Origin of the sequence: Methanobrevibacter sp. YE315 (assembly GCF_001548675.1) — an archaeon.
GTDB lineage: Archaea > Methanobacteriota > Methanobacteria > Methanobacteriales > Methanobacteriaceae > Methanocatella.
This window is the reverse complement of record NZ_CP010834.1, coordinates 256461-277405: the sequence shown is the minus strand read 5'-3', so window position 1 is coordinate 277405 and position 20945 is coordinate 256461. Positions and strand designations below refer to the sequence as shown.

The following is a 20945-nucleotide window of genomic DNA, read 5'->3' as shown; positions in this document are numbered from 1 at the left end:
AAATTATTCATTTTCTAAATAAAGCGGATATTCCTGCAATAAGCAAAAATATTGCACTCAACACGTTAATGTATGCAGATCCAACAATGACAAACATGGTTGCAACTATAAAACCAACACCTGCAACATCCGGTTTTGTTCTAACATAATAACTGGATACTATTCCTAAAAGGGAAGCCATAATAGCCACTAAACCTAAAAAAGGAGTGTGTATCTGTCCAAAATGTTCTAAAAATATTAAAAAAGAACCTGAAAATATTCCGATTACTGATCCTATAATTCCCATTATCATTTCAAAAGTTCTTGATACGGTCCTAGTTCTTTTCATAATAAAATGTATGTATTATATATTATATATAAGTTTATAAATCAACTATGGCCTGAAGTTCCACATGGCTGTTCTGTTTTATGTTCATTTTATGGAAGGTTATTGCTTTGATTTCTGTTTTTCTTTCATGCTTGTCCCAATCTATCCCTTCCCCTCTTATTGTGGCCTTGAGATGCAAACCTTCATCGATTTCAACATGAAACTCCGAAAACAACATGAATTCAACTTCATGGTAAAATAGAAGTTCTTCAAGAAAGTCATAAAGCAATGAAACTTTATCTTCTGAGGTTATTTCAAATGATATTTCATCTGTAGCATCAATATCATCCGTGTTTGATATTATATTAAAAATAGCCAATCCTGCATTTTCAAAAGCTTCATTTAAGTTTTTTCCATAAGCTTTAAAGCCTATATCTGCAGTTACTTCAAAATATTCGAATTTTTTCATGAATTTACCTCAAAAATATTACTTTTCAAATGCTCTCTTACTCTTTTTTTATATTAGTCTTTTAACAATTTTAAATATAGTGATTAAAATGTTCGGAAATAATGACACCACAATACAAGTAGATTTAAGGAAAAGAAGTAGTATAAAAGACGAAATTATGTACAGCAATTTAGATATTCAATCTTGCATGGTAATGCTTGCAGTTATAGCAGCGTTACTTTTATCTGTTATTTCTGTTGTAGCTGCTCAAAATCCATACATCATATAATGGATTTATTTGATTTTGAATACCAAACCCTTACTGCTACACATTAGATTGCAGGCTTACCATGCAAAAAATCTAATGTTAACAGAAACTAATTTCCCCCACAGGAAAAATTAGATGTTGTATTCATCGGGGTTAAAACGCAATATAATTTCACGGGAATTTCCCCTAACCCCTTTTCCTGTAAATTTGGTATCAATAAGCCTTACAAATTCAAGTTTATCCAATGTCCTATTAAAAGAAGCATAACTGGAGTTTGTTTTTTCTTTAAACATTTCAGCCAATTCACCAGCCTTACAAACTCCATCCCAATCAACAATCATTTTTAAGAGATCCCTTTCGACATCACTTAACAAACTTAATGTTTCACTGACATTAATGGAAACTAATGAGTCAACGGCTTCATCAAAATGTTCTTGAGTGATTTCACGGCTTGCTGAAGCTTCTGCAATATTGCCGCATGATTTTAAAAGATTAATGCCAATACGTAAATCGCCATTTTCATGAGTATACATTGCAACCTGCTCTAAAATGTCATCGCTTAGCACACCTGGGAAAAATCCTGCTTTTACCCTATCTCTTAAGATATCTTCAATTTCTGAGTAGGTGTAAAGCGGGAAGTTTATTTCTTGAGGAATAAATACGGTATTTACATTCTTGTCAAAAGCATATTTAAATTCCAAATCGGACAATATTGCAAAAATAGATGTCCTGACACCTGGATATAATTCATATGCCCTCAACATGTCATAAAATATTTTATTAGCATTGTTAGATTGGAATAGATAATTGACATCATCCAATGCGATGACAAGTGATTTTTCATTTTTTTGAAGATTTTGCATGATTTGGTCATAGATTCTGGAAAATGGAACTCCGGTTTCTGGTGGGAGATGTCCAAACATCTTTTTAAATATTTGTGAGAATATTCCAAAACGGGTAGTGTGGATTTGGCAATTAATATAAACGCAAACTACCTTTTCAGTATTCTTTTCAACAAGCTCAAAAACTTTCTTAATTGCTGTTGTTTTTCCTGTAGCAGGTGAACCTAAAACAATTGCGTTTGAAGGTTGACCGCCTCTCATAGCCGGCCTTATGGACATTGCCATAGCTTCCATTTGTGTATCTCTAAAATTATAGTTTGGAGGTACATAATCCGGATCAAAAGCATTTATATTTTGAAAAAGACTTTCATCATACATTAAAATATCTTCAATTCCCATGTTATCCACTTTATTTAAACTATTATAAAATTGTTATTATTCCAATAAATTGATTATTTCAACCGGTTCGTTTTCTTTTATCCAGTTAGTGAACTTTTCAGCATACATTAATTTTTTCTTCTTAAAATCATCTGCCTCTGCGGTTTTAACAGGCAAGTTAGGTCTTGAATATTGGGTTACGATATCCCCGAAATCCATTCCTGCCAGTGTGATTTCGGATGCTCCTAAGGCGACTGCCAAAAATAGCGCCCTATCCCCATCTGTGAATCCTCCAAAGTTGTAGAGGTTTCCTACTGGTTGCGCCTGTGTTGTTCCAAGCACATTATTGAAAAATGATGTTAAAGAAGCAATCTTATCAATATTGTCTCCATGAGCATGAATTACAATGTTTGCCCCCCTTATATTTGCCAGAAGTATATCGTCAATATTGCCATCCAAATCAGTGGCCACAATATCAGGAGACAGTCTTTCTTCGATTAATGCGGTTGTTGCACCATCTGCTGAGACTAAAACATAATTTTTTAAGTCATAATCCTCTTTTAACATTATAATGTGCTCTTTGAGGGATGGTCCTGCACCGAATACAATAAACTTATCTGAAAAGCCAACAATTTGTGATAAATCATCCAATGTAAGGCAACCTTCAGTTGACAAAATTTCATCCAATAATTTTGCTGATTCCTCATCGCCGCTTCTTGAAAACCCAAAATCATCAAGTATTTCCATATAATATTTTTCCCAAAGTCCAAATTCCATATTTAAACCTCACTGATTATAGTTTTATCCTTTAATTTATTAATAATTTTGTATTAAAAAATGATTTGGAACTGTGAAACTAAACTTATTTATAAGAAAAAACATTTAGAAATGATTTAACAAAAAATTAGATGGAATATTATGAATAGAAAATGATTTCGATGAATTTAAACGGGACAAAAATGAATCCATATATTGAAATCACATCTTTTTTAAGTCAACGTCCTCCCCTGTCAACATCTTATTTAACTTATGAATCAATTTAACTACATAACCGATAAATACCGCACCGATTACTGTTCCAATTCCCACGCTTCCAAAGTTTCCAAGAAAAACCAAACTCAAAATCAGGGAGGACAACACAACAGTAACATCAAAATATATTTTTATTTTAGGAAACGGATTGTCGGTTACGATTGCAATAGCTTGTATCGCCCCTTCAACGGATACTGGAACAATATTGGTCGGGACATAGAAAAATATGCCCAATGCTATCAGAAATACGGAAATTATGCACAATAAAAAAGCAACCCAGATATTACCGGCGGGAGGTACGAAACTCACTAGAGAAATTGAAAAGCTTGTGAATACCCCGAAAATAAGACTTACCGCTACCTGCAGGAAATGTTTTCTTTTGAAATTATTTCTTAAAAGGGCTAATTCAAGGCAAACCAAAAATATTTGAAACATGAATGTTGTAATTCCCAAATCCACATTCAATATCAGATTCAAAGCATAAGGAATTGATGCAACAGGCGTTGAGCCAAGCCCAGATTTAATTGAAAAAGCAACACCTAACGTGATTAAAAATAAGCCAAAAATATAATTAAATATACGCTTAAATGTTAATTCCTCACCGCTGAATTCCATAATTAATAATATTGTACAAATTCCTATATAAATTAAATTAATGAGAAAACCTTCCCTGATTTTGAATTTTTTATTAACAGTTATTCAATATCAGTAATTCAAATAGGATTATATTGACTTACACCACTGAAAAACATGCTGAAACTGTTCTAATTGAAAATAACTAATGAAATTATATTTTAAGGGGAATTTTCAGCAGAAAATCTCTCCCAGAACTCTTTATTTTCACCGGCAAAAGATTTTCCGATAATAATATATAAAAAGTAGTAAAATAAATATTAAATTAGGTTTAGAAATGCTAAATCTTTTCAATATGGAGGAAATTTAATGAATGATATTTTATTAATGCTTCCTGGACCAACAACTGTGGACCCTAGAGTGCTTAATGCAATGTCTAAAGCTGTTGTAAATCATAGAAGCGCTAAATATGGTGAAATTTTAACTGAAACTACTGAATTAATGAGTAAAGTTTTCCAAACTCCAAATAATTCTTATTTATTAACTGGATCTGGAACTGCTGCAATGGAAGCAGGTATTGCAAATACTGTAGCACCTGGAGAAAAAATGTTGAATGTTGTAGGTGGAAAATTCGGAGAACGTTTCATGAAAATAGCTCAGACTCATGGAATCGAATCCAAAGAGCTAGCAGTCGAATGGGGAACTGCTGTAACACCTGAAGCAATTGAAGAAGCATTAGAAGCTGATGAAGATATTAAAGCAGTTAGTGTAATCCACAATGAAACTTCCACTGGTGTAGCTGCACCTATTGAAGAAATCGGTAAAGTAATGAAAAACTACGATGCATTATACATTGTAGATACCGTATCATCCCTTGGAGGGGATTATGTAGACGTTGAAAAATTCGGCATTGATGTCTGTCTTACCGGATCTCAAAAATGTTTAGCAGCACCTCCTGGAATGGCTGCTATTACCTTAAGCGATGACGCTTGGGCTGCAGTCGATAAAGTAGAAACCAATACCTACTATTTAGACATGAAAGCTGTAAGAAAAAGTGGAGACAAAGTCCCACCTGAAACTCCATACACTCCATCCGTTTCACTTACCTATGCAATGAACGAAGCATTGAAAATGGTTATGGAAGAAGGACTTGAAAACAGGGTTGCACGTCACCACAAAGCAGCTAAAGCTAGTGTAGATGCAGTTAAAGCATTAGGTTTAGAATTATTTGCTGATGAAGCAGTGTCTTCCGCTACTGTAACTGCGGTTAAAATGCCTGAAGGAATTACTGATGCTGAATTCAGAGGTACTACCCGTGATAAGTATGGTGTAGAATTGGCTGGTGGACAAGACCACTTGAAAGGAAATATTTTCAGAATCGGACACATGGGAAATATCTCCTACAAAGAATTAACTCAAACCTTTGCCGCTATTGGTATGACCTTAAAAGGTTTAGGCGTAATTGAAGATGCTGGTGCTGGTGTATCATCCATCGCAGAATCATATTTATGATTCTATTTTTTTTCTTTTTTTAAAATTTTGAAATCATGTAATACTTTAAAAGTAACATATTTATTACACTATTTTTCTTATGTATAACTTATAAGTAAAATATTTCTTACATGAATTTTCTTATGTATAACTTATAAGTAATGTATTTTTTACATGGATTTTTTCTTAGTATAACTTATAAGCAATATATTTTTTACACCGATTTTGATTATAAGTTAGAAGTTACACTTGAAATGCACCTCTTGATTTTTGAATTATAACTTAGAAGAAAAAAGTTACACTTGAAATGCACCTCTTAAATAAGAAGTTATAAGGAAAAAGTTACACTTGAAACTTATGTCTTAATCATAAAAAAAGTAATACTTGAGAAATTCATCAAACCCGAATAACTTTTTTATCAAAAACAAAGATGACATCCTTAAAAAAACATTCCTAAAAACGGGATACTAAAAATATTTTAAATATTAACAACATAGATTATATATCAAATAGGATGTGAAACTATGGCAAATAATATTAAAACAACTGTTGAAGAATTACATAAACTTATTAATGTTGACAATGTAATCGGCGAACCGATTGAAACCGAAGATAAAATCTTAATTCCTGTAGTGAGAATGGGAGTTGGATTTGGAGCTGGCGAAAGCCTTTTTGGTAAAGAAGGAGGCAATGCAGCAGGTGCCGGAGCCGGTGTAGAACCTATTACAATGGTAATGATTCCTAAAAAAGGAACTGATGCCGAAGGTGTTCGCGTACTTAACTTAAGCAAAGGAAGTGAAACAAACAAGGCCCTATCAGATTTAGGTTTAGTCATAACTGACTTGGTTAAAAGTTATCTTGGATCACAAAATGACGAATACTACGACGAATCCGAATATATTGAACCTGAATTTACAACCACTGAAAGCGAAGAAGAAGAATAGGAAACTACTCTATGTTAAACATCCTAGGGATGATTATTCTAATAATCATCTTATTTATCATTATTTTACTGTATATTGGAGTTAAAATAACTCTAATATATGATAAAAAAGGCAGTAAACTAAAAGGATGTTTGAAAATACTTATTTTAAAAAAAATCAAAATTTACTCTATCACTTTCCCATCACAGGATAAAGACTATGAAGAAGAGGAAGAAGAAGATGATGAGGAAAGTGGCACTGACATAAAAGAAATCCTTAAATTAGCCAAACCTTGTTTTGAAGACTTCAAAACATTTTTGGAGTCATTTGTAAAATGCATAAAAATTAAAAAACTTAAAAATCACATTATTTTTGGCCTTGATTCCTATGCAGATACTGCACAATACATCGGATACATCTGGGGACTGTTAACTATCGTGAATAATGCTCATGAAAACGCAAGGCTAACTGCCGAACCCAGTTTCAATGGAAGTGTTCTTGATGCGGAAGGAATTAATGAGCTTGACATCAACCTGTTAAAACTGATCCCACCGGCATTAAGATTGATTTCAAAAAAGGAAGTTAGAACATTAATCAGAGGTGTTATGAATGGATGACATTAAAAAATTCATTGAAGACAAATTCAACATCGAAAAAATCAATGAATATGGCTTCCGCCAACTTTGTGGATTTACATTTGTGTTTCAGATTGACATCATTTCCATAAAAGGGATGATTTCATCAGCATCCATTATGCCTGTTGGAATAATTTATAAAGAAAATGGTGAATTTTACTTCGCACCCCTACATGATGCAGTTGAAATTGATGAAATTATTAAAGAATATGTGAAAACCCTCTGAAATTATTCCGGAAGGGGGATATTTTCACTTTCAACGACGACTTCCACAACAAACGGTCCGGTCAAATCCTTTTCCAACAACAATTCCAAATCTTTTATATTATCAACTCTAGCCCCATCAATTCCATAACTTGAAGCTAATTTTGCAAAGTCAGGATTATGCAATTTGACTTGGTAAGGTTCCATATCATAAAAGTCTTCCTGCCATTGGCGAATAATTCCAAACTCTGAATTATTCAAAATGAACATGACAATATCAAGATTGTTCTCTCTTATTGTTGCCAATTCCTGAATGTTCATCTGAACATCCCCATCGCCATTTATGACAATTACCTTTTCACCAGTTGCAATGCTTGCACCAATAGCTGCGGGCAGACCATAACCCATCGGCGCCATTGCCCCTGAAAACAACAATTGCCCAGGTCGTTTTGACCTTTTCAAAAGAGTAGTCCAAGTGGTATGGGACCCTGCATCTGAAGCGATAATGTTGTCGGCAAATTTATCCAGAATTCTTTTAATTGCAGCCTGCGGTTTTAAATCATCATCAAGACCTTCAATTTCAACACGGTTATCAATCTCTAAAATTTCATCTAGCCAATTGGTTTTGCTGAATCTTGTTTCAAGCAAAAAGTCTTCGACTTTTCCATGAATCGGATAGTCTCCTATTAAGACATCCTTGTTGATGTTTACATGAATCAGATTTTCAGGAATTTCTGGAAATGTTCTTTCAGACGCCTTAACGCCTAATGCAATTATGCAGTCTGAATTTTCAAATGCATATTTTGCGCGTGGTGTTGAGCGTATTCCCACCAATCCCAAGTTTAAGGGATTGTCCTCAGGGATAATTCCTTTACCATGAAATGTTGTAGTGACTGGAATCTGGTATTTTTCTGCAATCCTTTGGATGTTGTCCTTTTGGGTGATTGCACCTGCCCCCAAAATGAATAATGGCTTTTGGGAATTATTAATTAACTCCTGAGCTTTACTTAAATTGGATAAATCATCTTCACACAGATAACACAAGTCAAAATCATTGAACTCCTCTTGCAAAAGCACATCTTTTGACAAGTTAATGTGAATTGGTCCTTTTGGAATTGTCTTAAGCTCATAAATAGCTGCCCTTAAGACATACATCGCTTCGGTACCGTTCAATGGATTGTATGATGCTCTTGTTATGTGCTTGAATATATTAACTTGTGGAGTGGATTGGAAATAATCCGTATTTCTGTACTTTAACTCATTGTCCCCTGTTATAATCAGCATGGGAATGTTATCCTTGAATGCTGTAGCTACGGCCATTGTAAAATTCAGTGCCCCTGGGGACGCTGTTGAAATGCATACCCCGATTTTTCCGCTTGCCCGGTAATAACCGTCAGCCGCATGGGCCGCTGCCTGCTCGTGTCTTGTCAAGACATGGTTAATGCTGGATTTTGATAATGCTTTGTAAAGAGGCATAATTTGCTCGCCGGGAATTCCAAAAACATCAACAATACCTTCCTCTTCAAGGATTTGGACAAATCTGTCAGCTACATTCACTCTTCCACCTCCTGATAAGAACCGTCATATTCCCCTGAGCCTTCAACCGGAAATACGACAGCCTGTGCAATCCTGTCGCCTGATTTGATTTTATACTCATATTCGCCGTGATTGTAGATCATGAACATCAATGTTCCATAAAAACCAGGATCTCCAACCGCAGTTTGAACTGAAATAAATGACCTTAAAAGTGTTGAGCGAGGAAGATAAAGCATTGTATAACCTTTAGGTATCTTAACTTTCCTTTTAATGCTTGCAAGATATGCAGTATGTGGCTTTAAGGTGTAGATATCACCTTCAAGTTCCTTAATTTCCGGCAAGTTCTTTTCATTGTCAATGAGTGAGCCACCGCTTTGCTGTGTGTATATTTTATCCAATTCCAAATCAATTCCAGAAGGCTGCACCAAATCCGCAAAATCTGGAAACAACTTAACAAGTTCTTTTTCACCGAGCATTTTATCAAAACCTTTTAATAATTTATTTATACAACCTATCTAATAAATTTTAAATGGTGATAACATGCCTGTAATAACAATAGCTGGAAATGATGGAATAAGTGTCGAAAAGAAAAGAGAAATGGTTAAAAACGTATCTAAAGTTGTAGCTGACGCATATGATTTGCCTGTTGAAGCTATAACCGTACTGGTTCAAGCTTATCCAAAGGAAAGTATTGGAGTAGCCGGTGAACTTCTAAGCGATAGGGAATAGACAATATTCCTTATCTAATCCGTTTTTCTATAAACCTCATCATCAACCATTTCGATTAGATTCAATTCAATCAAATCATCAATGTTCTTTAAGATTTTTTTATCGAAATTTTTAGACTTGTACCTTATCATTGATTTTTTAATTTCATCCAAAGAAGTGTTTGAATCGATTGAATCATATACGCTCTGCTGAAATGGAGTTAAATTGAAAATAATATCATTTAACGGCGAAGATACATCTTCAAAAGACCACACATCATCTTTTGTCTTTACATCAAATTCTTCTTCCAATTCAGGGATTTTATCTTTTAACAAGTCCAGGTGCGGTTGACTGGCAAGCCCGAATTTGTGCTTTGAAATCCGGGATAGGAAATTTTCATATGATTTTTTTAAGTCAATTTCATCTTTTGAGTCATAGGAATCGATAACATAGACATTATCATCAATGACTTTTATGACTTTGTATGAGTCGGTCTCCTCATCGAATTCTATTTCGCCAAATTCATTGACGTTCCAATTGTTATCCAGAAGAAAGTTTCTAACAAACTGTGCATCAGCCAAATTATCATAATAGCCGAAAATATACTCGTCTGATGCGATTTGCTTTTTGATTACATAGGTATCAAAGACTTTTGTGATGTTCAGACCATATTTGGAATTGTTCGGGTTTCTGATTTTGTTTTTTGTGAGTTTTATTATGGTTTCAGAGTCCGGTTTGGATTTGAACTTAGCCAAAAGATGAAGCTTTTCGTCAATGACTGCCAAAACTAAATAATTATCATCTTTTTTGACTGTTTCTGGAATCTTATTCAAATCCCAATTTTTTTTTATCAATAAGTCCCTTATAAAAATGGCATCATCTAAAGCCGTGATTTTAGCATAGATTTTTGAATTCTTAACGATATTATAGGAGTTCCTATTATTTCTAATGTATTTTTCACCCATTATACTCATACTCAAAGTCTTTTATAATTAGTTTATTTTATATGGGATTTAAATGTATTTGGAAAAAAGAGAAAAAAATAGAGAATTTAATCTCTATTTAAACAGTTATTGTTTTTGCTCTGCTTTGTGAAGTATACTTATAGTTTCCACCGTAGGTTACTTTGATTGTGTGGCTTCCACTTGCTAAACCTGAAATGGCATATGTTGCAACACCATTTGTGATTTTTGCAGTGTATGTATTAACACCATCAACGATGATTTTCACATTTCCTGGAGCATCTTGAGCAATTTTGGCAGTTACAGTGGTTTTACCACTTTTTGTTACTGCGGTAAATGACAAGCCTGGAGAACCTTTGCTTACAGTTAATGTTGCAGTTTTTGTTTGAGAGTTGAAATAAGTACTACCCGCATAAACTGCAGTTACATCATAAGTTCCTGCTTTTAGACCAGTTACATTTAGAGTGGCCACACCATTTACGATTCTAACTCTTTCAGTTACTCCATTAACAGTGATTCTTATATTACCATTGACATTTTTTGCGGTTAAAACATTAATTTGAGCAGTATCCCCAACATTAATATTATTAACAGAAATTGCAGTAATTGGAGTTCCTTTAACAATATTTAAAGTAGTTTTAAAAGTTTGTGCATTATAATTAACATTGCCCGCATAATATACTGTTACTTCATAAGATCCAGTTTTAAGACCTGAAACTGTATAAGTAGCTTCACCATTTGTGATTTTAGTCCTTTCGGAAATTCCATTAACAGTAACTCTTACATTGCCCGGAACATCTTTAAATAAAGCAACAGAGATAACAGCATCTTCACCATAATCTGCATCAGGAGCATCAGCTGAAATAATAGGAGTTCCTTTAACAACTTTTAAAGTTGCTGTTTTTGTTTGAGCAACATAGTTAATATTACCTGCATATGTTACTTTTACGTCATGTGTGCCGGCTTTTAAACCTGTGAATGTTGCAGATGCTAATTTATTTACAATTTTAACTTTTTCAGTTACTCCATTTACAGTTATTCTTACATTTCCAGCCACATTTTTTGCTAAATTAACTGTTACTGTTGCATTTTCATTGTATGCAATATCATTTGCAACAATTGAGACTATTGGTGAATTTTTATTCACTTTAAGAGTAGTGTTAATTGAATCAGCAGCATATTTGTAGTTACCAAGATATGAAATCTCAACAGGATATAGGCCATAGTTTAATCCGGAAACTGTGTATGTTGCAACACCGTTTGTGATTTTTGCCTTTTGAGTATTACCATTTATGGTGATTTTTACATTTCCAGGAACATCACTGAATAAATTAACAGTGATGACTGCGTTTTTGCCGTATTGGGTTGTTACAGGAGGTGCTGAAATAAATGGGCTTGGTTTTGGAATATTAACAACAAGGCGAGCATTAATCGGGTCAATATATTTGCTAGTTAATGCAATAATATAGCTACCTGCATCAACGTCTAGTGTTACACTAGAACCTGATTCTGTAGCAAAAGAATCTATCAGCTTATTGCCTTCATAAACTTTAACATCAACAGGCAATCCGTTAACATCACTGCCATCCTTGTCAAGAATTCTTACTGGCACGGATATTGCCTCACCATAATCAACAGTAATGTCCGGACAGTATAAAACCGGTGATTCAGTGAACATGCAATTTTCAGAAGTACCATTATAAACAACACCGTATGGATTATCGCAATTTATGAATATTGAATCATGTGCATTACCATTAGCAATTGCACCGCCTCTTTTGGCTGCGGAACAATCTACAAAATAACAATTGGATGCATCACCTTGATACATCGCGCCTCCATATCCGCTGTTATCACTTTGTGCATTATTATTTACAAAATCACAATTGTTTGCATTAACATTGAATGCTGCACCACCGTTACGGCCTGCATTATTATTGTTAAAGATACAATTGTTTGTATTTGAGGTTTGCTTGTTGTAAGTAGCACCACCGTTACGGCCTGCAGAATTGCCAACGAAAATACAGTTATTCATATTGGAATTCAATAGGCTGTAAACAGCACCGCCATCATTTGCAGTAGCACTATTACTAGTAAAGTTACAATTGTTTAATGTGCCGCCACCATAAAAAGCACCACCGGATTCTGCTGCATTGTTGGTAAAATCACAATCAGTTAATTCATAAACACCATTGACTGAATAAATTGCGCCTGCAATATTTTCTGCAACATTATCATAAAAATTACAATCGTTTAAATTGCAATCCCCAATTGGTGAATAAATTGCACCACCGGTATTTTTTGCATAGTTATTAGTGAAGTTACAATTACTAATTAAATCATTGGTCATATTGCTAAAAACAGCACCACCATAACCATTAGCACCTTGAGCACGATTATTAATGAAATTAGAATTAATTATCTCTAAAGTAGTGCCGACACCTGCATAAACAGCACCGCCACTTATTTCTGCAGTATTATCCTCGAAATTACAGTTGATTATTGTGGAATCTTGTTTGATGTAGAGTCCACCACCATAGCTCTTATCACTTTGTGCATGATTATTGATAAAGTTACAATTATTAAAAGAACCTGAACCATAGAAAGCAGCACCACGAGCACCCTTATTATCCACATTATTGGAAATTGTATTATCAGTGAAATTACAATTGTTTAAATTAGCCCGATTGAAGCTGTAGACACCAGCACCTTCTATTGCAGTGTTACCAACAAAATTACAACCGGTCAAATCACATGAACCGCTGCTTGCTGAATAAACAGCACCACCATATTTTGCGTCATTGTTGTTGAAGTTACAATTATTTAAATTTATATATTTTTCAGCATAAATTGCACCACCAAAGCCCTTTCCGGCTGCAGTGTTGCCAACAAAATTACAACCGGCCAAATCACCTGTGCTTTTTAAATAAATGGCACCACCATAATTTCCTTTATTGTTGGTAAAAGTACAATTTCTTACATTAATATGATTGACAGCAAAAATAGAACCGCCATAACCTATACTGGATGATAATACCTGATTATTAATAAAATTGGAATTGATTATATTGCAAGAATCGGCACTATTTAAATAGATGACCCCTCCACGTTCTTCCGCAGCATTATCCATAAAAATACAGTTGGTTATGGTACAAGAACCTACACTACTTGATGTAATAACTCCCCCATTCTGGAAAGCTCGACCATTTTTAATTGTCAGATTATTCAAGACAACATTGGTTGTTTTAATAAAGAATGCCGGTGTTAACCCTTTTAAATCAATTGTATGCCCATTACCATTAATTGTAATGCATTTGTTAATTTGTATTCCATTAGTTGTATTTTCAAAAGCTTGATCTGAGGTGATATCATTTTCAAAATAAATGACATCACCATCAACAGCAGGTCTTATGAAATTAGATAGTTCAGTCATTGTAGTTCCATAAAAGTGAGAGTCAACAGTGGAACTTCCACCAGAATATGAATTTCCATCCTCCTCTAAAATTTCCCCACTGGAGTCTCCAGCCAAACATAAAAGCTCACCAGAGCCTTCCTGTGTTATTTCAATTTCATCGACAGAGTCAATTGCAAGAACATTATCTGTCGTGTCAATATCCTCGGCTGCACTGACAGCCCCAATTGCGAAAATAGCTAGTAAAAAAATACCAACTATCATGACTTTATTAGATTTCAAAATAATAACATCTCCCTAAATGTTAATATATAATTGATTATCTATTAGCCACGCCTATATATAAATTATTAAAATAAGGCAATTTTCCAATTTACCACTTATTTTAAAAAAATAAAAAAATAATGAAAAACTCGTGATTCTGATAAAATTACCATGATTTTTACTCATAGGTGAGAGGTGCATTTCAAGTGTAAAGCATGAAAATTAATGTATTTTTTGAAAACAAAAATATAAAATTGAATCATCTCTAATAAAGCTTTAATCATTGAAATTATAAATTTTAAAGCATTATTCGACAAAATAAGAATAGCCATTTTTTTAAACTAAAAATATGGAAAAAATAAAGACTTACTAGGAGGCTATTTTTTTACAATAAAAGATAATCAGAGCCCCCTTATCCATAAAAACTATAAACTGCAGATATTTTAATGTGGATTATCTGATCTTTAAATTATAAAATAAAACACCCCATATGAAAGACAGTTATCCGAAAATGATGAATTTTTAAAAAATCGAAAAAATGTATGCCTTCTTAAAACTTAAAAATGAAAAGTTGCTGAAACTCCCTTTTTAAGGATGTATCATATAGTCAATTGAACTTCATTTAAAAAAAGATATTTAAAATAAATAAAATTAAATCTAAATTTCAAAAGCATGAAATTTCAAACATAAATAATGAAAAAGCTGAAAAAATAAAAAATGAAGGAAAGATATGCATTTTCTAGAAAAAAATTCCATTCAAGAAACTCATTATAAAACTTTTATTCAAAAAATAGAAAAAAGTAAAAGATATTATTTTTCAGCGAGTGTCCAATAACATCTTTTTGGAGAAACTATAGTTTCATCCTTTTTTAATTCTTTCATGATTTTATCTACTTCTTTTTTCTCAACACCAGAAAGTTCACTTACCTTTTTAGCGTTTAAAGGGTCTTCGGAATTTCTGAATGCTTCAATCACTTTTTCTTTGTCATCCATTTTTTTCACCTAATAATTTTTGTGCCAATTAACTTCAAAAAGAATAATTGAAATTTTATTTTACACAATTCATTATTTGTCTATCTTAATAATTAAATAATATATATTAGACCGACCATAATATCAAGTAGGTGTATAAAATGAATTCAAAAACAATTATTATCGCAGCAATTGCAGTTATCTTACTGGTCTTGGGAGGGATTGTCATTGCACAAAACACCACACCTAAAGAAAATGTAACTGCATATGATGTTAATCTAAAAAACGCTGATTTTAAATATTTTGATATAAAGGTTCCTGAAGGTTCAAATTTCACAATTAAAAATATTATGAATGAAAGCGATAAAGGAATGGTCTATTGGAAAAATAGCGGCAATTATACTAAAGAGGTTGAAGGCATAATAATTAATAAGAATATGACTGATAAATTAATTCCTATAAGCATGGATTTAATCAATAAAAACGGTACAGAAAAGGTATACCATTCAAATGGAGGCTATCAAATTGTTAAAACAATAAATAATACTGATTTGATTCTTATTGGTTCCGATCTCCATGTCTTAAATGAAATGATTGACTCTGTTAAAATCAAAAACACAGACAATATTACCTCACCTAAAGCTAAGGAAAATACAACACCTGTCAAAAAGGTAATAAAAACAGTTGAAAAGCCAAAACCAAAACCAGAACCGAAAAAAACTGAGGATACACGTAAAAAGACTAGTGGTCAGATTTACATTGGTGGAGGTATCTTCAAAACCGGATCAGGCCTAGACGATAAGACCAATGCTAAAATTTACATTGATGGAGGGCACCCTGGTGAATCCATTATAATTAAAATCAAATATTATCGTGACGGCAATAGCTTAAACGTTGGAAATATGGTTACAGCAACTATCGGTGATGATGGATATGTGAATATTAACAGTGCAGATGCATATACTCATTATCCTGACAAAGCATATATCGAATTATATGATTTAGACGGTAATCTGCAGTGCACTCAAACTGTAACTTTAAATCCTGACAGCAGTACTCAGTTCTTCTAGAGTACTCCTTTTTTTCTTTTTTTAAAAAAAATAAGTAGAATGAATTGAATCATCCTAAAAAGTCTTCAATAGCTTTTTCATCATTAGCTGATAGAACAACTAAGTCACCATTTTTAGCAAAGCTAAATGAGGTGAAATTACCATCCATATTATAGAAGCCTGAAACGTTTTTTATGGTTTTTTGCTGTCCGCCGACGAGTTGTACAATTTCATCGGTAACATTATAGATTCCATAATCGCTAACAAGCACTGCAATCTCACTGTTTCCTTTTTCAAATACTTTTGCATTCATGGTGTAATTAATTCTGCCAACTTGATTTTCCGAATTTACAATTTCCTGTGTCACGTTTTCTTTGTAGCCATCCGGAACAGTGAAATTCAATCCCCCGATAGTTACTTCAGCTGCGGACACAGCACCTACGGCCAAAATAGCCAAAATAGTTAAAGATAAAATAACTACTATTTTTTTATTCATTTCAAAACCCCCAAAAAACTGTTAATTAATATTATGTTCCTACCTAAAATAAAAAGTTATGCTAAAAATAGTATTCAATGCAATTTTAAATGTTGAAAAACGGAAAATGTCAACTACGTTTATCTTGAAAATTATTATAAATTGATAAAAGAATTTTTAGGCATGTAAAAATAAGTTAAAATTTAAATAATACCTGAAATCATATATTTATTTGTAACACACTCCCGTGTTATACTAAAATTATTTTTAGTTTAAGGTCTAAAGGTTTATCCTTTAGACTTAACAACCCCTATTTTTTTATTAACAATTTTTTTACTTGCCGGCAAATTTTATAAGTTATTATGAAATAATATTAACTTAGTGATTGAAATGAGTGATTTTTTTAAATTTGAAGATGGCGCCAAAGATTTTCCCTATTATAATCACAATCCGAGAATTTCAAAAACAGCATGGATTGTATTGTTAATCTGTGTTTTTATCTCATTTTTATTAAATATCATTGTAAGTATCCAATATCCGTTTATTGGATCTTTAATTTTCTGTTTTGGAATTTTAATCCCATTACTTTACTTTTCAAATTGGGATTATTCTTTAATATTCACAAAACCGACAAAAAAAGAGATAGGCTTGGCAGTTCTTCTTTTTATAGGTTACATCATATACTCAGTTGTTATGGGAGAAATAATAACACTAGCGGGTCTGGAAAGTAGTGTGGTCGATGATGCGTTTGTTGTTAATGTGGAAATGACCATATCCTTAATATTTTCAATGATGGGAGAAGAATTATTGAAATTCATTCCGCTCATGATTATTATGAGGCTTGTTTACAAATACACTTCAAATCGTAAATTGGCAATGGTTGTATCGGCAATTATGATCATGATTGGATTTGGACTGCTCCATTATGATGGATTTACAATTACAATAGCTTCCGCATTGTTAATTCAGGGCTTAGGAACCATATTTGAAATTTATGGTTATTATAAAACTAAAAACCTATTTGTTCCCTACATGTCTCATCTTTTTACAGATGCATTTATTTTTATTCTACTATTATTAGGAGTTTAGAGGTGAAAAAATGGAAAATGATGCCTTGGTAAATGGAGTATTATCCTTTATACTTCCAGGACTTGGTCAGGCGATTAATGGATATAAAAAAAGAGCCATAATCTTTTTTATAGTAATGCTTGTGATTCATGCATTAATCTATTATTTTGCCAACAACATTTTTGGAAGTGCGATTAGTACATTATACCATTTATATGCAGGTTACGATGCATACAAAACTTATTGAATCATGCAGATAACATGATTTAATATATCTTCTTTTATTTTATAAACTTGAATTCTAAAAAACAGCCCAATAATTTTAATGGAATACCATCTAAAAATGATTAAATCCCTCGTGCAATTAATTATATGTCATATTTTTTCAATGAAATAATGGAAAATAGGGAAAAGTTATTTAGTAATATAATTAATTTTGGACAATAGAACTGAAAGAACCGCTATCACAATAACTATTACTGAATCAATAAGCAATTCTAAGCCATTTGATGTTGAAAACAATTTTACAATACCAATTAACCAGATAATGATTAAAAAAGCAGGCAATAAGTATTTGATTATAAACATCCATATTTTACCGACTTTAAATGAAGAACACTTATTCAATGCAGGTAAAAATTTATCAACACCATAGAACCATGCAAATATAATACATTGTACGGCAATTAAAAGCAATATTCCAAATTCATTTACAAAAGTGTCAATGATTTGAACAAGATAACTGCCTATTCCGCATGTTAGCAATAGTGAAATTGCGCAACCAACAATTGACAGCAGGGTTGCAGTTTTTTTCCTTGACCAGCCAAATTTTTCAGTGGCTGAGCTTAACATCGGTTCGAAAAATCCTAATGCAGAAGTTATTCCTGCAAATAGAATTGCTAAAAAGAATAACGGTGCTAAAACGTGACCAATAGGACCCATTACATTGAAAATCATTGGGAAAACAACAAATACCAAACCAGTACCTTCAGTAATTAACTGAACCATTGGCATACCAAATGAATAGGACATATGTCCAAGAATTGAAAATACGCCAAATGCAGTACATATTTCAAATAATGAGTTTGATGCAACAACAATCAAGACATTATCAATTAATTTGGAGTCATCAGGCAAATAGCTTGCATATGTGGTTGCGATGGCCTGACCCATACTCAATGAAAATATAATTTGGGCAAATGCCGCAAGCCAGATGTTTATGTCCAATAACTTGCTCCAGTCAGGAGTTAAAAGAGTGCTAATTCCTATGCTTGCTCCCGGCAAGGTTAACGCATAAACAATGATGACTGCCATTATAACAAATAAGGCCGGAATGAGGAATTTTGAAACTTTACCGATACCTTCATCAATATTCTTTTGTGAAATAAACCATAAAATAAACCACAATACTAAAACTGCAATAGTTGTAGGTATTAAAAGATAACCCGCATCAGCAAGGTTTGAACTTCCACCTACCTCATTTACAAAGAATGCTGCAGTATCTGTTCCCCAGTTGAATTTAAAACTGCTCATAAGATATACAAAGTCCCAACCTAAAATAACCATGTAATAGACTGTAACTAGAAATACAAATAAAACCAACATCCAGGCAATTAACTCGAATTGGGGTTTAATCTCCCGCAAAATATTTGAAAACGATTCCTTAAATGAGAAACCAACACCATATTCCAATATTAAAAAAGGAACTCCCATTATAGCAATTGCTACAAAGTATGGGATGAAAAATGATCCACCACCATTAGAATAAAGTACATAACTAAATCTCCAAATATTACCCAGACCAACAGCGGCTCCCACCATTGCAAAAATAAAAGCCAATGTTGAATCCCATTGCACCCTTTGACTCATACTTAAATTTTTGTAAAACAATATATAATAAGTTTTACATATTAATTTTGATGAACGTATTTGACAAATTTATAATGGGTGAAACATCAGGCATAAATTGGTGTTTTGAAAACAGACATTTCATTGAAAGATTGCAGGATAATGGAATATCAAGGCAATATATCATAGATTGCATAATGAATGAAGAACCAATTAGCTGGGAGCATATAGACAGCAATACATATGCAGTCGTATTTCCGGCCCCAATTAACAAAGACTACAAAGAAATCAGAGTATTGATGGGTTGTAGCGGCAATTCAATTGACCTTATAACAATTATGAGAAACAATGAAACAACAACCAATCGCCAGAAAAGGCAATACCAATCAGAAAAAGAGAAAAATATAGAAAAAAAGAGATTGAAAGCACTTTCAAAAAGAAAATGGTAAGTGATTATTGAAATCACTTATACGAAATTAATCTGTTAAACCTCACTTGTCAGACAAAGTGAAATTAAGTCTACCTACACCATTTGTAATATCCAATTCCTCGCAGTTAGGAGTTAATCCACTTAAAAGATTATAACCATCTTCAGTACCCATGTGAATCGGCAAGTAATTGGAAATATGGATTGGATAAACATTACAGTTACATGTATCATTTACTAAATTCAACTGAACAAAGTAAGCTGTATGTGTATCTTCATTAGATTGGTCGAAAATGAAGTTTCCTAAACTGTAAAATATTGGTCTGTCCTTATACATCTCAATTCCTTGAGTTACATGAGGATGGGAACCAATAACCACATCTGCCCCATAATCGATTAATTCATGTGCCATCTTAACTTGATCTTCATTTGGAGAGTGGGAATATTCGTTTCCGAAATGTAAATATGCCACAATTAAATCCGAATCATTATGTTCAGAAATTTGTTTTTGTGCATCCTGGGAACTGTATGCGGAATATCCCGGTGAAGAGCCGTTAGCATAAGGCATGACATCATAGCTATATTCGGAAAAATCATTTGAATCCATATAATTCAATACAGTTATTTTTCTTCCGTTGATTACTTCAGTGTATGCTTTGTGAGCATCTGCTTCTGTTTCACCGGCACCCATTGGAGTTATTCCGGCATCTTTCAGATTGGAAATAGTGTCTCTCATACCTGAAATTCCATAATCACATGCATGATTATTTGCCAGAGCTGCAACAGTATTATTATTGGCTTTGGCTAATGGAACATAACTTGGGTCGCATTTTAAAGGAACATCACCCTTCACAGCATCTTCCGATGATGTGGCCGCATTTTCAAAGTTAATCAGCAATAAATCTGCAGTTGAAACTACATCAGTCACTCCTCTAAATGGACTGGAATCAAAGTCTAAAACCGCAGGCATATTTCGAGCAAACATAACATCACCTGTAACTACAACAGAAGCATTTCCCTTAGGTTCAGTGACCATCTCTTTAAATTCACCGATTAATGTAGCTCCTGTAGCAACTACAAGCAGAATTAATAGAATTATGAGTAAAATATGCTTAAGTTTCAT

General features: G+C 33.1%; 22 protein-coding genes. 9 read left to right on the top strand and 13 right to left on the bottom strand.

The window, feature by feature from the left end; genetic code table 11:
* Window positions 1-7: 7 nt before the first annotated feature.
* From TL18_RS01285 to TL18_RS01260, 5 genes are all read right to left on the bottom strand, one after another.
* A complete protein-coding gene (locus tag TL18_RS01285; protein WP_156064487.1) occupies window positions 8-328 on the bottom strand; it encodes a hypothetical protein in 321 nt (106 codons plus the stop codon).
* A 34-nt stretch (window positions 329-362) separates the two neighbouring features.
* Window positions 363-776 (bottom strand): archease, encoded by a 414-nt coding sequence (locus TL18_RS01280; protein WP_067040216.1) that lies wholly within the window; start codon window positions 774-776, stop codon window positions 363-365.
* A gap of 378 nt (window positions 777-1154) precedes the next feature.
* Window positions 1155-2273: an ORC1-type DNA replication protein gene (locus tag TL18_RS01270; RefSeq protein ID WP_067040210.1), complete on the bottom strand. Its 1119-nt coding sequence runs from the start codon at window positions 2271-2273 to the stop codon at window positions 1155-1157.
* Between the two features lie 27 nt (window positions 2274-2300).
* Complete coding sequence (locus TL18_RS01265) at window positions 2301-3020, bottom strand: 6-hydroxymethylpterin diphosphokinase MptE-like protein (RefSeq protein ID WP_067040208.1); 720 nt, start codon at window positions 3018-3020, stop codon at window positions 2301-2303.
* A 201-nt stretch (window positions 3021-3221) separates the two neighbouring features.
* On the bottom strand, window positions 3222-3890 hold the full coding sequence (locus TL18_RS01260) for a YitT family protein (protein ID WP_067040205.1): 669 nt from the start codon (window positions 3888-3890) through the stop codon (window positions 3222-3224).
* Between the two features lie 327 nt (window positions 3891-4217).
* On the opposite strand from TL18_RS01260, the gene TL18_RS01255 reads away from it, so the two are divergent.
* The 4 genes from TL18_RS01255 to TL18_RS01240 all read left to right on the top strand — a co-directional run bounded on the left by TL18_RS01255 (window position 4218) and on the right by TL18_RS01240 (window position 7123).
* The gene (locus tag TL18_RS01255) at window positions 4218-5360 is read left to right on the top strand and encodes an alanine--glyoxylate aminotransferase family protein (RefSeq protein ID WP_067040202.1); all 1143 of its coding nucleotides are present in this window, start codon (window positions 4218-4220) and stop codon (window positions 5358-5360) included.
* A gap of 503 nt (window positions 5361-5863) precedes the next feature.
* Window positions 5864-6283, top strand: a complete 420-nt coding sequence (locus TL18_RS01250; RefSeq protein WP_067040200.1) for a GerW family sporulation protein — start codon at window positions 5864-5866, stop codon at window positions 6281-6283.
* A gap of 131 nt (window positions 6284-6414) precedes the next feature.
* On the top strand, window positions 6415-6879 hold the full coding sequence (locus tag TL18_RS10890; protein ID WP_197031829.1) for a DUF2953 domain-containing protein: 465 nt from the start codon (window positions 6415-6417) through the stop codon (window positions 6877-6879).
* Window positions 6872-7123, top strand: coding sequence for a hypothetical protein (locus tag TL18_RS01240; RefSeq protein ID WP_067040194.1), 252 nt, complete (start codon window positions 6872-6874; stop codon window positions 7121-7123). The genes TL18_RS10890 and TL18_RS01240 overlap by 8 nt, the downstream gene beginning before the upstream one ends.
* 2 nt (window positions 7124-7125) lie before the next feature.
* Here the strand turns inward: TL18_RS01240 and TL18_RS01235 are convergent, their stop codons facing one another.
* Both TL18_RS01235 and TL18_RS01230 read right to left on the bottom strand, forming a co-directional pair.
* Window positions 7126-8658, bottom strand: a complete 1533-nt coding sequence (locus TL18_RS01235; RefSeq protein WP_067040191.1) for a thiamine pyrophosphate-binding protein — start codon at window positions 8656-8658, stop codon at window positions 7126-7128.
* Window positions 8655-9113, bottom strand: coding sequence for a deoxyuridine 5'-triphosphate nucleotidohydrolase (locus TL18_RS01230; RefSeq protein WP_067040189.1), 459 nt, complete (start codon window positions 9111-9113; stop codon window positions 8655-8657). Before TL18_RS01230 ends, TL18_RS01235 begins: the two co-directional genes overlap by 4 nt.
* Before the next feature lie 64 nt (window positions 9114-9177).
* Between TL18_RS01230 and dmpI the strand changes: the two genes are divergently transcribed.
* Entirely contained in the window at window positions 9178-9366 is a 189-nt protein-coding gene (gene dmpI / locus TL18_RS01225; RefSeq protein WP_067040186.1) for a 4-oxalocrotonate tautomerase DmpI, read from the top strand.
* A 14-nt stretch (window positions 9367-9380) separates the two neighbouring features.
* Here the strand turns inward: dmpI and TL18_RS01220 are convergent, their stop codons facing one another.
* From TL18_RS01220 to TL18_RS01210, 3 genes are all read right to left on the bottom strand, one after another.
* Window positions 9381-10319, bottom strand: a complete 939-nt coding sequence (locus TL18_RS01220; RefSeq protein WP_156064483.1) for a hypothetical protein — start codon at window positions 10317-10319, stop codon at window positions 9381-9383.
* Between the two features lie 88 nt (window positions 10320-10407).
* Window positions 10408-13983 carry an Ig-like domain-containing protein gene (locus tag TL18_RS01215; RefSeq protein ID WP_231483622.1) on the bottom strand — a complete coding sequence of 1192 codons (3576 nt, stop codon included), beginning with the start codon at window positions 13981-13983 and terminating at the stop codon, window positions 10408-10410.
* 810 nt (window positions 13984-14793) lie between these two features.
* Complete coding sequence (locus tag TL18_RS01210; RefSeq protein WP_067040177.1) at window positions 14794-14976, bottom strand: MarR family transcriptional regulator; 183 nt, start codon at window positions 14974-14976, stop codon at window positions 14794-14796.
* A 140-nt stretch (window positions 14977-15116) separates the two neighbouring features.
* Between TL18_RS01210 and TL18_RS01205 the strand changes: the two genes are divergently transcribed.
* Window positions 15117-16025 carry a hypothetical protein gene (locus tag TL18_RS01205; RefSeq protein ID WP_067040175.1) on the top strand — a complete coding sequence of 303 codons (909 nt, stop codon included), beginning with the start codon at window positions 15117-15119 and terminating at the stop codon, window positions 16023-16025.
* Between the two features lie 49 nt (window positions 16026-16074).
* Here the strand turns inward: TL18_RS01205 and TL18_RS01200 are convergent, their stop codons facing one another.
* Window positions 16075-16500, bottom strand: a complete 426-nt coding sequence (locus tag TL18_RS01200) for a hypothetical protein (protein ID WP_067040172.1) — start codon at window positions 16498-16500, stop codon at window positions 16075-16077.
* A gap of 369 nt (window positions 16501-16869) precedes the next feature.
* On the opposite strand from TL18_RS01200, the gene TL18_RS01195 reads away from it, so the two are divergent.
* Entirely contained in the window at window positions 16870-17568 is a 699-nt protein-coding gene (locus tag TL18_RS01195; RefSeq protein ID WP_067040169.1) for a hypothetical protein, read from the top strand.
* 10 nt (window positions 17569-17578) lie between these two features.
* On the top strand, window positions 17579-17794 hold the full coding sequence (locus TL18_RS01190; protein ID WP_067040166.1) for a hypothetical protein: 216 nt from the start codon (window positions 17579-17581) through the stop codon (window positions 17792-17794).
* A 167-nt stretch (window positions 17795-17961) separates the two neighbouring features.
* Here the strand turns inward: TL18_RS01190 and TL18_RS01185 are convergent, their stop codons facing one another.
* Complete coding sequence (locus tag TL18_RS01185; RefSeq protein WP_067040163.1) at window positions 17962-19416, bottom strand: sodium-dependent transporter; 1455 nt, start codon at window positions 19414-19416, stop codon at window positions 17962-17964.
* Between the two features lie 50 nt (window positions 19417-19466).
* Between TL18_RS01185 and TL18_RS01180 the strand changes: the two genes are divergently transcribed.
* On the top strand, window positions 19467-19844 hold the full coding sequence (locus TL18_RS01180; protein ID WP_067040160.1) for a DUF4258 domain-containing protein: 378 nt from the start codon (window positions 19467-19469) through the stop codon (window positions 19842-19844).
* Window positions 19845-19886: 42 nt separating this feature from the next.
* Here TL18_RS01180 and TL18_RS01175 read toward each other — a convergent pair whose 3' ends face one another.
* Entirely contained in the window at window positions 19887-20945 is a 1059-nt protein-coding gene (locus TL18_RS01175; protein ID WP_067040157.1) for a CapA family protein, read from the bottom strand.

Coding starts and splice junctions, on each gene's coding strand:
- TL18_RS01180 (WP_067040160.1), top strand. CDS start 19,467: ATGAACGTATTTGACAAATTTATAATGGGTGAAACATCAGGCATAAAT.
- TL18_RS01205 (WP_067040175.1), top strand. CDS start 15,117: ATGAATTCAAAAACAATTATTATCGCAGCAATTGCAGTTATCTTACTG.
- TL18_RS01240 (WP_067040194.1), top strand. CDS start 6,872: ATGGATGACATTAAAAAATTCATTGAAGACAAATTCAACATCGAAAAA.
- TL18_RS01200 (WP_067040172.1), bottom strand. CDS start 16,500: ATGAATAAAAAAATAGTAGTTATTTTATCTTTAACTATTTTGGCTATT.
- TL18_RS01220 (WP_156064483.1), bottom strand. CDS start 10,319: ATGAGTATAATGGGTGAAAAATACATTAGAAATAATAGGAACTCCTAT.
- TL18_RS01280 (WP_067040216.1), bottom strand. CDS start 776: ATGAAAAAATTCGAATATTTTGAAGTAACTGCAGATATAGGCTTTAAA.
- TL18_RS01175 (WP_067040157.1), bottom strand. CDS start 20,945: ATGAAACTTAAGCATATTTTACTCATAATTCTATTAATTCTGCTTGTA.
- TL18_RS01260 (WP_067040205.1), bottom strand. CDS start 3,890: ATGGAATTCAGCGGTGAGGAATTAACATTTAAGCGTATATTTAATTAT.
- dmpI (WP_067040186.1), top strand. CDS start 9,178: ATGCCTGTAATAACAATAGCTGGAAATGATGGAATAAGTGTCGAAAAG.
- TL18_RS01285 (WP_156064487.1), bottom strand. CDS start 328: ATGAAAAGAACTAGGACCGTATCAAGAACTTTTGAAATGATAATGGGA.
- TL18_RS01255 (WP_067040202.1), top strand. CDS start 4,218: ATGAATGATATTTTATTAATGCTTCCTGGACCAACAACTGTGGACCCT.
- TL18_RS01195 (WP_067040169.1), top strand. CDS start 16,870: ATGAGTGATTTTTTTAAATTTGAAGATGGCGCCAAAGATTTTCCCTAT.
- TL18_RS01265 (WP_067040208.1), bottom strand. CDS start 3,020: ATGGAATTTGGACTTTGGGAAAAATATTATATGGAAATACTTGATGAT.
- TL18_RS01210 (WP_067040177.1), bottom strand. CDS start 14,976: ATGGATGACAAAGAAAAAGTGATTGAAGCATTCAGAAATTCCGAAGAC.
- TL18_RS01250 (WP_067040200.1), top strand. CDS start 5,864: ATGGCAAATAATATTAAAACAACTGTTGAAGAATTACATAAACTTATT.
- TL18_RS01230 (WP_067040189.1), bottom strand. CDS start 9,113: ATGCTCGGTGAAAAAGAACTTGTTAAGTTGTTTCCAGATTTTGCGGAT.
- TL18_RS01190 (WP_067040166.1), top strand. CDS start 17,579: ATGGAAAATGATGCCTTGGTAAATGGAGTATTATCCTTTATACTTCCA.
- TL18_RS01215 (WP_231483622.1), bottom strand. CDS start 13,983: ATGATAGTTGGTATTTTTTTACTAGCTATTTTCGCAATTGGGGCTGTC.
- TL18_RS01185 (WP_067040163.1), bottom strand. CDS start 19,416: ATGAGTCAAAGGGTGCAATGGGATTCAACATTGGCTTTTATTTTTGCA.